The sequence below is a fragment of the Burkholderia sp. Ac-20384 genome (genome assembly GCF_017104605.1).
Lineage (GTDB): Bacteria > Pseudomonadota > Gammaproteobacteria > Burkholderiales > Burkholderiaceae > Burkholderia > Burkholderia lata.
Window position 1 is genome coordinate 1 of sequence record NZ_JAAGPE010000348.1, and the last position, 8,697, is coordinate 8,697.

Below are 8,697 nucleotides of genomic sequence, written 5' to 3' on the forward strand. Positions count from 1 at the left end.
CCATCGCCCCGGCGAGCTGTCCGGCGGCGAGCAGCAACGGGTCGCGCTGGCCCGCGCGCTCGCCAAGGAGCCGGCGATCGTGATCGCGGACGAGCCGACCGCCAGCCTCGACAGCACCAACGCGCGGGCGGTGGCCGAGCTGATCCTCGACACCAATCGCACGCTGGGCACCGCCTTTCTGATTGCGTCGCACGACGATCGTCTGTGCGCTCACCTGCCGCGTCGCATCGAGATGCGCGACGGCGTACCGGGAGTGAATCGTGAACTGGTCGACGTTTGCGTGGCGTAACCTCTGGCGCAACAAGCGCCGCACCGTGCTGACGATGGCGATGATCGGCGTCGCCGCGTTCGCGTCGAGCCTCGCGCTCGGCTACGTGATCGCGACCTTCGACGCGGTGCGCGAAGGGTCGATCGACAGCGGCGTCGGCCACGTGCAGGTGCTGCACCACGGCTATCTCGACCTGATCGGCGAACGGCCGCTGCAGTACGGGCTGACCGCCGACGAGCAGGCCACCGCGACGCACGCGATCGCGGCGCTGCCCGGCGTCGCGACCACCGCGCGCGGCATCGACTTCGACGGGCTGATCTCGAACGGCGATCTCAGCTACGGCTTCGTCGGCGAAGGCATCGAGCCGAACCGCGAGCCGCCCGGCTTCTTCGACTATCACACGGTGCTGTCGGGCCGCTATCTGTCGCCGACGAATCCCGGCACCGAAGTCGTCGTCGGCGCGGAACTCGCGCGCAAGCTCGGCGTGCACGTCGGTTCGGTCGTGCAGCTGATGGCGTCGACCGCGCACGGCGGCATCAACGCCACCGATGCGCAGATCGTCGGCGTGATGAGCACCGGCAACAAGGACGTCGACGAGCGGATCGTCAACGTGACGTTCACCGCCGCGCAGGCGCTGCTGCGCACCGACCGCGCGTCGCGCATCGCGGTGTTCCTGTCGGATACCGCACACACGCCGGCCGCCGCCGCGACGCTGCGCGCCGCGCTGCCGACGCTCGACGTGAAGACCTGGGACCAGCTCGTGTCGCTCTATCACCAGGTCGTCGCGCTGTACAAGAACCAGTTCTCGGTGTTCGGCGCGATTCTCTGCCTGACGATCCTGCTGTCGATGAGCAACTGGATCCTGATGAGCATCGTCGAGCGCCGCCGCGAGATCTCGACGCTGCGTGCGCTCGGCGTGCCGGCTACGACGGTGCGCGGCGTGCTGATCCAGGAAACCGCGTTCCTCGGCCTGCTGGGCGCGGCCGCCGGCATCGCGGTGGCGCTGCTGACGATGGTCGCGCTCAATCACGCGCAGATCCACCTGCCCCCGCCGCCCGGCCGCGTGAAGTCGATCCTGCTCGAATTCACGGTCTCGCCGGCCGCCGTGGCCGCCGTCGAAGGCGCGTTCGTCGTGCTCGGGGTGGCCGCCGCGCTGCTCGCGACGCTCGGGCTCGCCAAACGCAACATCCTCGAAGGACTCGCCCCATGATTCGCATTCGCCACCTGGCCGCCGCGCTCGTCGCGTGCGCGCCGCTCGTTCATGCCGCCGACGCACCGACGGCCCAGACCATGCTCGCCCGTGCCGACGCGTACCGCAGCACCGCCGCCGATACGCAGACGAACATCCAGATCACGAATGAAGTCGGCGGACAGTCCGGCGATGCGACGCGTTATCTCGTCTACACGCGCGGCAACGGCGACACGCTCGCGCTGACGCGCAGCGGCGAGAACGACGGGCAGAAATACCTCGCGACCACGCGCGGCCACTGGTTCTACGTGCCGAACACACGCAGCGCGGTCCGCATCAACGGGATGCAACGGCTGCAGGGCGAGGTCGTGATCAGCGACATCACGCGCACGCACTGGGCGGACAGCTATCACGCAGCGGCAGCGGCCGGCGCGACGACGATCGCCGGCAAGCCGGCCACCGAGCTCGACCTGACCGCGACCGATCCCGACAACGTCTACCCGACGATCAAGCTGTGGGTCACGCCCGACACCGACGTTCCGGTGCGCGCGCAGTTCTTTCTTGCCAGCGGCCTGCTGTTTCGCAGTGCAGATTTCTCGACACCAGTCGATGCCAACGGGCGCAAGGTGATTCGCAAGATCACGTATCGCAACGAGATCGAGAAGCAGCGCGCGAGCGTCGTCGACATCCTCGACGGCCAGCCGCGCAAGATTCCGTCGGGCTGGTTCAATCCCGACACGCTTGCCGATGGCCAGTGACCACGACGCTCATGTCGACGCCCATCGTGACCGCCTCCTTCCATCATCCGGCCGACTCTGGCCCGCCGCCGCGCTCGCCGTCCCGCTTGCGCTCGGCTGCACGCTCGCGCACGGAGAATCGCTGATGGAACAGTTGAGCACGCTGAACGGCATCGCGTACGCACGCTCCGTCGACAGCATGGACGGGCACGCGCTGCTAGGGAACCTGATCGGCGACCAGCCGCGCAACCTGCAGGAAGCGGGCCTGCTCGCGCGCATCGACGGCGAGAACCTGTTCATGAATGCCCGTGCCGTGGCCAGCAATCACTCGCTCGGCGCGCAGGCCACCCGCTTCAACGAAGCCGGCGTGCGCTATGCGTTCGACAACGGCATCACGCTCACCGCCGGCAAGCGGATCGATCCGCTCGACACGTCGCAGGCGTTCTTTCCGCTCGGCTTCTTCCAGAAGCGCGCCGCGACGGCCGACATCTACGACCGCTACGGCGACGTCGAAGGCACGCCGCTCGTCGAAGCGAAATGGGCCGGTGAACAGACCACGCTGCAGTTCATCGCCGGTGAGAACCGCACGCTGCGCAGCGATGTCGACAACCGCGACGTGCAGGGCGCGACGCAGCTCGTGCGCGGCGCGTACAACTGGTCGGGCGGCTCGGCCGCGTTGCTCGCCGGCCGGCATGCGGGCCACGGCGGTGCGGGCGCGACGCTGTCGTTCGACGTCGCGCGCTCGAACACCGTCTACGCGAGCGCGTGGCTCGAACGCGGCACGACACGGCCGCTGCCGGCCTTCATCGCGAACGGCACGCCACTCGATTCGCCGGCCGCGTACGACGCGGTCGATCGCCGCAACGACCGCCAATACATGTGGCGCAGCGCAGTCGGCATGCAGAGCGCGCTGCCCGGTAACTTCTCGCTGATCGTCGAGTGGTCGCACGACGAGGCGCGTTACGACGCGAACCAGTGGCGCCAGATGGTCGGCGCGGTCCGCGTGAACAACGCGCTGCTGCCTGTCGCGCCCGGCGCGGCGCTGGGTGGTCTCGGCGGCACGGCCAATTTCGTGAGCGTCGACGGCAACCTGCGCGACTACCTGTTCGCGCGGCTCGGCAAGAAAATCGGCCGCGTCGAGTATTCGCTGCGCGGCGTCTATTCGCCTCAGGACAAGGGCCTGCTCGCGATCGCGCAGGTCGTCGCCGACGTGAACAAGCGCGTGAGCGTCGATGTCGCAGTCACCCACGCGTTCTCCGACAGCAACTCCGAGTACCGGATGGTCGGTCTCGGCACCCGTATCGACGCCGCCGTGCGCGTGCGCTTCTGACAGGAACCCTGCCCCATGTCCACGCTTTCCGTTCCCGCTTCGTCCGCCGACCCGCTCGCGACTGCACCGCTGCTGCTGCGCGTGGCCGACCAGGCCGCGTATCCGGTGCTGCGCCACTTCGACACGATCGCGTCGCTCGGCACACCGCCGCGCGCAGCGGCCCGGCTCGTCGAAGCCGCTGCCGTGCGGCTGCTCGACAGCGAGATGGTGATCGCGCTGCATGCGGCCACGCCGGACGTGCTGCCCGATTCGTCGGCGTCGACGCCGCTGCAACACGACGAGGCGCCGCTCACCGAAGCACTGCTCGAGCAGATCAGCCGCGAGGGCTTCCATCACCTGTTCAAGCCGTTCATGCGCGCGTTCATCCGCATCATGTTCGGGCTGTTCTTCTCCGACGACCAGAACCGTCGCGCTTGCGACTGCATCGACAGCGGCCACAACTTCGCGTTCCTGATGAGCGATGGCGGCGGCCCGACGCTCGCCGCATGGCGCACGGTCGTGCGCAGCGACGACAACGGCCTCGCGCTCACCGTCGACAAGGTATGGGGCATCGAAGCGCATCGCGACTGTATGGCGGTGGTCGCCGCGCGATTGCCGGGCGTGATGTTCCCGGCCGCTTACCTCGTGTGGCCCGACGAGTACCGCAAGCTGAAGCGCACGACCTGCGGCGCGCCGTTCCTCGCCGGCAACCTGCAGCTCGCGAACGTCGGCGGCCAGGTGCGCGTGAGCGCCGAGGATCGCCTGCGGATCGGCGGCCCGACCGTGTTCAACAAATACCTGACCGTCGTGCGCCCCTACTTCGTCCGCGCGCTGATGGCGCACGTCGACTGGCTCGAACGCACCGGCCGCGTCGAACTCGATGCCGACGCGCGCGCCGTACACCAGTTCATCGCCGACGCCGCCCGCAGCCAGACCGACGACGCGCACTACAGCTTCGGCAAGGTGCAGCGCGTGCTCGCGATCAAGCTGCTGTCGAACGAGTTCCTGACGGCGCTCGTGCGCGACGGCAGGGTCGCCACTTTCGACGACCAGCGCGACCTGCTGGCGTTTTCGAAGATGGAAGGCAGTTCGTACCGTTGTTATCACGAGCTTCGCAAGAGCCTGCGCTGCGAAGCCGGCAGTTGACCCACGCGACAGGCCGATCGATCCCGATCAACCCACTTCATTATCAGGAGCTCCTCTCATGACGACCCAGAACGTTCCGGCCGACGCGCTCGACATCCTGTCCCGCGAAGTTGCGAAGATCCTCAACGTCGAGACCGTCGACACCGACGCCGGCATCGGCGAACTCGGCATCGACTCGCTGAACATCGTCGAGCTGATCGTGTTCTGCGAACAGCTCTACGGTTCGATCGACCCGGAAGCGCTGAACATCACGCAGTACACGACGCTGCAGCAGCTCGACGCGCAACTGCGCCGCCAGCAGCACGCTGCCTGATACGACGATGCTCGCGCCCCTTGCGACCGTGGCGGCACCCGCCGCCGAGCCGGCCCCGGCGACCGCGCTGACCGTGCAGGCGCTCGCGTACCGGCGCGTCGCGCCGTCGCGCGACGGCGCGGCCGTGCCGCGCGACGACACGGCCCACGCGATCGGCACGCTCGCGTGCGCCGAACGCGAGCGGCTGTGCGGCGCGGTCGGCGCGGACGACTACGTGGTCAGTTCGACGATCCTGTCGATGCTGCTGATGAACGATTCGCCGCAGCATCGCGTGTTCGCGCAGGCGCTTGCCGGTGCGAACGACTACACGCCCGACTGGATGACCTGCTCGTATGAATGCGCGGGCTGGGGCTACGTGTTGCGCCGCACGCTCGCGACCGCGGCCGAAACCGGGCCGCGCACGCTGCTGCTGCAGATCGTCGACATCGACGTGCACGGCTTCACGTACTGGCACGGCAACCCTGCATGGGGACGCTCGGGCTTCGGCGTGTGCTCGCTGCTCGTCGACGTCGGCCGCGAAGCGGCGCCGTCCATGACGTCGGTGCTGGCCGATGCCGCGCCGCCGGCCAGCGCGGTCGTGCGGCTGGGCCGCGACATCCGCACCTTCTGCGCGGCCCGGCCCGGCTTGCAGGCGGCGCTACCGTTCTTTCCGGCGACGTCGCGTCGCGCGCTGCTCGCGTCCGTCGGCAAAACGCCGCTGCTGCCGGACGGCCACGGGCTGTTCGGTCATGCGTTCGGCAGCGATCCGTGGCTGTCGGTGCTGCTCGCACATCGCGATGGCGACACGCCGCGCCGTGCGGCCGTCTGCTCGCTCGCGCTGAACGGCTACTACGCGGTCGCCGACGTCGCGTTCGCGCCGGACGCGACGTTCTCTCTCGACGACGAGGCGTGACATGGTGCGACCCGTTCACTTCACCTACCGGATCGAGCGCGATGCGCGGCAGCCGGTCGCGGTCGCCGCGAGCGCGTACCGGATGCCGCTCGACACGCCGGCGGACTATGCGCGCGCCGCGCTCGCGGAAAGCGCGGGCAACGCTTACGACGCCGGCGATGCGCTCGGCGGCGAGCGCCGCGTGCTGCTCGACCACGTCCAGTATTTCGCGTTCCTCGCCGAAATCACCACGCGGATCCGCGACGTCGTGCATCCGGACGCCCGCGTGTTCATCGAAGTCTGCGCACCATACTTCGGCGCGCTGCCGGCCGAACTGCTCGCGCCGCACGTGCTGCTCGGCGTGCACCTGTACGACGAAGCGTTACGCGATGCTGCGCGGGGCGCCCCCGTCGTGTGGATCGGCGACCGCATCCTGCGCGACGCGGAGTTCGCCGGCGACAACCGCGTGTGCTGCGCGATCTGGCCCGCGCGGCTCGCCGACGCCTTCGACGCACAGCTGCGCGGCCCGTGGCCGTCGTATGCGATCCGCCTCGACCCGCACCCCGCCACACCACGCGGCGCCCCCACGACACTTACCGATTCCGCCCATCATTCCGGCGCCGCCGCGCAGCCGGGGAGACCTTGAAATGACTGACACGCTCACCGTTATTCAGGACACGGCCGACATTCGCTGGTCGATGCCCGTCGACGCGCTGATGTCGAACGACTACGAACTGCGCGAAGAGGCGCTGAACCGGTTGTACGAAAAGGCGAAGGCCGCGCAGTGGGACGTCGCGACCGATGTCGACTGGAGCCACGACCTCGACCCGGCGAATCCGCTCGGCATGCCCGACCCGACGCTGCTGATCTACGGCACGGAGCTGTGGAGCAAGCTGTCCGACGCCGACAAGCGCGAGGTGCGCCATCACGCGCAGGGCTGGCTGCTGTCGCAGATCCTGCACGGCGAGCAGGCCGCGCTGATCTGCGCGTCGAAACTCGCCTCGGCCGAGGACGGCCTGAGCGCGCGGCTGTGCGCGGCCGCGCAGATGATGGACGAAGCGCGCCACGTCGAGGCGTACGCGAAGCTCGTCAACGAGAAGCTCGACGTCAGCTACCCGATGAGCCGCTCGCTGAAGGGGCTGCTGCACGACACGATCACGAGCAGCGCGCTCGACATGACGAACCTCGGGATGCAGGTGCTCGTCGAGGGCATCGCGCTGTCGATCTTCCAGAGCGTGGTTGCGTACAGCACCGATCCGTTCATCAAGGACCTGTTCTTGCGGATCCAGCGCGACGAAGCGCGTCACTTCGCGGTCGGCCGGATCACGCTGTGCCGCGTATATGCGGAGATGAGCGCGGTCGAACTGCGCGAACGCGAGGAGTTCGTCTGCGAAGGCGCGGCCGTGCTGTACGAGCACCTGTGCGCGGACGACATCTGGGAACCGATGGGGCTGTCGAAGCGCGAATGCAGCGCGATGGTGCGCGAGTCGCCGGTCTCCAGCTCGATCCGCCGCTCGATCTTCCGCCGCCTGGTGCCGACGATCCGCGAGATGGGCCTGCTCACGCCGACCGTGCAGGCGACCTTCGAAAAACTCGACGTCCTCGACTACGCGGCAATGCCGCTCAACTGAACCATGACGACGAACGCCTCCCAAGCATCCCGCGACGCCGGCTTCTGGATCGGCATCGACGCGGTGGCCTACGAGCTGCCGGGCCTGCCCGTCGATATCGAGGCCTGGGCCGCCGAACGCGACTACCCGGCGCAGCGGGCCGCGGCGATCGCCCACTCCGGCAGCCGCTATTTCCACATGGCGCTCGAGACGAGCGAGACCGATCTCGCGATCGCGGCGGCCGGCCGCCTGCTCGACACCGCGCGCGTGCATCCGTCCGACATCGGCGCGATCGTGCACGTGCACACGCAGCAGTTCAGCGTGCCGCCCGCGCCGCGCAGCCTGCCTCACGAACTGGCCGCCCAGCTCGGCATCGAGCCGCTGTGGCTCGGCTCGGTCGCGCAGTTGAACTGCGTGTCGGTCGCGGCCGGCATCGAGACGGTCCGCGCGCTGATGCGCCGTTATCCGCAAATGGATGCGGCGCTCGTCGTGTCGTCCGATCGCGTGTACGGCGAGGATTACCGGATGCGCCAGATGACGGGCGTGCAGTGCGACGGCGCGGCCGCGATGCTGATCGCCCGCAACAGCACGAAGAACCGGCTCGGCGGCATCGCGATCGAGACGCATGCGAAATGGCACCGCGGCTCGGACACCGTCGCCGCGAACGAGGCCGACCTGATCATGATGGAGTGGCCGTACACCCGCAAGGCGATCGACGCGGCAGTTGCGCTCGAGCCGCACGCGCTCGATGCGTACGAACTGGTGCTCCCGCACAACGCCGACCTGCCCGGCTGGAACGCGCTGTGCCGCGCGATGCGCGTGCCGGCCGAGCGGCTCTACGCGGAAAACATCCATGCACGCGGCCATGCGTGCTGTTCGGATTTCCCGATCAACCTGGCCGACGTCGGGCTCGACGCGGTCGCGCGCGGGCATCGCGTGCTCGGCGTGATGCAGTCGAACTGCGGCGCATACGCAGCCGCCACGCTCCATCCAGTGGGCCGCCATGACGCCTGAGCGCCCGCTTCCACCCGCCGGCGACCACGCGTGGATCGCCGAGCTGCGCACGCCGTGCTACGTGTACGAGCCGGAAGTCGCGATCGCGCGCTACCGGTCGCTGAAGGCGCGGCTCGGCACGCGGCTGATCGTGTCGCTGAAGGCGAACCCGAACCAGGACATGCTCGCCCGCTGCGCGCATGCGTACGAGGACGGCGTCGAACTCGCGAGCCGTGGCGAACTCGACGCGGTGATCGGCCG

General features: G+C 68.8%; 10 protein-coding genes and 1 pseudogene. All 11 read left to right on the plus strand.

The annotated features are described in order from the left end of the window. The coding region (locus G3O00_RS36630) for an ATP-binding cassette domain-containing protein (RefSeq protein WP_206145927.1) at positions 1 to 289 on the plus strand (289 nt) is incomplete at its 5' end. After that, complete coding sequence (locus G3O00_RS36635; RefSeq protein WP_206145928.1) at positions 261 to 1,478, plus strand: ABC transporter permease; 1,218 nt, start codon at positions 261 to 263, stop codon at positions 1,476 to 1,478. The genes G3O00_RS36630 and G3O00_RS36635, both read left to right, overlap by 29 nt. Next, positions 1,475 to 2,215 (plus strand): outer membrane lipoprotein-sorting protein, encoded by a 741-nt coding sequence (locus G3O00_RS36640; protein ID WP_011350101.1) that lies wholly within the window; start codon positions 1,475 to 1,477, stop codon positions 2,213 to 2,215. The genes G3O00_RS36635 and G3O00_RS36640 overlap by 4 nt, the downstream gene beginning before the upstream one ends. Beyond that, the gene (locus tag G3O00_RS36645) at positions 2,205 to 3,524 is read left to right on the plus strand and encodes a hypothetical protein (RefSeq protein WP_206145929.1); all 1,320 of its coding nucleotides are present in this window, start codon (positions 2,205 to 2,207) and stop codon (positions 3,522 to 3,524) included. The genes G3O00_RS36640 and G3O00_RS36645 overlap by 11 nt, the downstream gene beginning before the upstream one ends. A 15-nt stretch (positions 3,525 to 3,539) precedes the next feature. Then, the gene (locus G3O00_RS36650; RefSeq protein WP_206145930.1) at positions 3,540 to 4,649 is read left to right on the plus strand and encodes a hypothetical protein; all 1,110 of its coding nucleotides are present in this window, start codon (positions 3,540 to 3,542) and stop codon (positions 4,647 to 4,649) included. A gap of 58 nt (positions 4,650 to 4,707) precedes the next feature. Next, positions 4,708 to 4,962, plus strand: a complete 255-nt coding sequence (locus G3O00_RS36655) for an acyl carrier protein (protein WP_011350104.1) — start codon at positions 4,708 to 4,710, stop codon at positions 4,960 to 4,962. 7 nt (positions 4,963 to 4,969) lie between these two features. After that, positions 4,970 to 5,854 carry a hypothetical protein gene (locus tag G3O00_RS36660; protein ID WP_206145931.1) on the plus strand — a complete coding sequence of 295 codons (885 nt, stop codon included), beginning with the start codon at positions 4,970 to 4,972 and terminating at the stop codon, positions 5,852 to 5,854. A 1-nt stretch (position 5,855) separates the two neighbouring features. Then, positions 5,856 to 6,479: a hypothetical protein gene (locus G3O00_RS36665; protein WP_206145932.1), complete on the plus strand. Its 624-nt coding sequence runs from the start codon at positions 5,856 to 5,858 to the stop codon at positions 6,477 to 6,479. A gap of 1 nt (position 6,480) precedes the next feature. Continuing rightward, positions 6,481 to 7,464, plus strand: a complete 984-nt coding sequence (locus tag G3O00_RS36670; RefSeq protein ID WP_206145933.1) for a ferritin-like domain-containing protein — start codon at positions 6,481 to 6,483, stop codon at positions 7,462 to 7,464. 3 nt (positions 7,465 to 7,467) lie between these two features. Beyond that, positions 7,468 to 8,457, plus strand: coding sequence for a 3-oxoacyl-ACP synthase (locus tag G3O00_RS36675; RefSeq protein ID WP_206145934.1), 990 nt, complete (start codon positions 7,468 to 7,470; stop codon positions 8,455 to 8,457). Continuing rightward, positions 8,447 to 8,697, plus strand: a pseudogene (locus G3O00_RS36680) (PLP-dependent decarboxylase); the annotation flags it as partial. The gene G3O00_RS36675 and the pseudogene G3O00_RS36680, both read left to right, overlap by 11 nt.

What these genes read in the sequence shown, in the direction of transcription:
- G3O00_RS36640 (WP_011350101.1), top strand. Translation starts at nt 1,475, where the DNA reads ATGATTCGCATTCGCCACCTGGCCGCCGCGCTCGTCGCGTGCGCGCCG.
- G3O00_RS36645 (WP_206145929.1), top strand. Translation starts at nt 2,205, where the DNA reads ATGGCCAGTGACCACGACGCTCATGTCGACGCCCATCGTGACCGCCTC.
- G3O00_RS36650 (WP_206145930.1), top strand. Translation starts at nt 3,540, where the DNA reads ATGTCCACGCTTTCCGTTCCCGCTTCGTCCGCCGACCCGCTCGCGACT.
- G3O00_RS36655 (WP_011350104.1), top strand. Translation starts at nt 4,708, where the DNA reads ATGACGACCCAGAACGTTCCGGCCGACGCGCTCGACATCCTGTCCCGC.
- G3O00_RS36660 (WP_206145931.1), top strand. Translation starts at nt 4,970, where the DNA reads ATGCTCGCGCCCCTTGCGACCGTGGCGGCACCCGCCGCCGAGCCGGCC.
- G3O00_RS36665 (WP_206145932.1), top strand. Translation starts at nt 5,856, where the DNA reads ATGGTGCGACCCGTTCACTTCACCTACCGGATCGAGCGCGATGCGCGG.
- G3O00_RS36670 (WP_206145933.1), top strand. Translation starts at nt 6,481, where the DNA reads ATGACTGACACGCTCACCGTTATTCAGGACACGGCCGACATTCGCTGG.
- G3O00_RS36675 (WP_206145934.1), top strand. Translation starts at nt 7,468, where the DNA reads ATGACGACGAACGCCTCCCAAGCATCCCGCGACGCCGGCTTCTGGATC.